This is a genomic window from Flavobacterium sp. SP2, from assembly GCF_057626655.1.
Window position 1 is genome coordinate 1 of sequence record NZ_JBVHBT010000019.1, and the last position, 1,379, is coordinate 1,379.

Annotated in this window: 1 protein-coding gene; it reads right to left on the bottom strand. The window is 30.2% G+C overall.

All coding sequences use genetic code 11. From position 1 onward, the window contains the following. Window positions 1-148 precede the first annotated feature (148 nt). Complete coding sequence (locus ACZ098_RS17150; protein ID WP_487312988.1) at window positions 149-1,150, bottom strand: IS110 family RNA-guided transposase; 1,002 nt, start codon at window positions 1,148-1,150, stop codon at window positions 149-151. Between the last annotated feature and the right edge of the window lie 229 nt (window positions 1,151-1,379).

Genomic DNA, 1,379 nt, shown 5'->3' on the forward strand with positions numbered 1-1,379 from the left:
ATTGATTACTATGATATTTCCAAAATAAAAATGATATTTTTTATTTTATTTTTTTGATAATAATTCAAAGTTTTATTCCATTAAGACAATAGATTTCTTGAGGTAATTATTGTTTTACCTCTATCTTTATCACATTATTTTTTAGTTTTTAAGCTACCTGTCGTTTCTCAAAAACTTTGTTATTTCTTATACACGCGCAAATTCGATGTACTAATTTGTTTCTTATGTTATTAATTACCAACATTTTACTCTTACCTTCTTCTACTTTTCTTTCAAAGTAATACTTTAATTCTGGATCACTTGTAATGGCTGATAAGGCACACATATGGAGTTGTTTTTTTAGTTTTTTATTGGCCATATAATGTACTTTAGGTTTGGCTCTAACGCTCTTTCCAGAAGTGTATTCAAAAGGAACAACTCCTGTATAACAAGCCAGTTGACGTGGTGTGGCATACATGGTAAATTCATTGGTAAAACAAATTAAAAACAATGCTGTTACCTTACCAACTCCTATAACTGAAGTCGTGAGTTTGAAAATTCTTGATAGATTTTCATCTTCTGTAATTATTGTATCTAATTGTTTTTCAATGCTTTTCAAATCCAATGCAATGCCTTTAAGAGTGTTTTTTTGAAGTTTAGCAGAAAACTTGACTACTTCCTTATCAAACTGACTTAACTCCTTTGCATTGCGTTTTAAATGTGTTTGAGTTTCAACCAATTTCTCACGCAAGGAAAGTAAGTTTCTTATCTTTTCAATCTCTTTTCTTGGTGCTGTAAAAATTTGAGCTTCATCAACATTTTTCATCGCATAATAAGCAATTCGCTCGGCATCAAGTTTATCATTCTTGCCTCTTTGAACTCCAATACTGCGGATAATTTTTAATGACATTTCTACCCAAATAGTAAACTTATAAACCGTAAGATACTTGACTATAAGCTTGCCATACATTCCTGTATGTTCTAAACAAACTAAAGTATTTTCAAAATTTGCATCTTGTTCTTTCAGCCAAACAACAAGCGATTTAACACCTTTTAAATCATTAGAAAATTGATTATGAATTGTGTTTTCTTTTTGGCCTGCAACAAGAACCACTGCATCAAAATAATCTTTTGATACGTCAATACCCAAAAAATGTTTAAATTTGTTCATAGAAAAAAGTTTTTAAGATTAGCAACCAAATTATTGAACACTATCGAAACCTTGATAATAGGCCTAAAATCCTGAATTACTATTTGATGCTTGTTCAATATAAACTGACAAAGTCCTTATCAATTGATAAGTCTATTAACTTTGCGGGCTTGATGGTTCACTTTGTCAGTTTTGGTTGTTAGCATAAAATTACGAATAATTCAATGCACAAATCTAAAGGCTGGGCTTG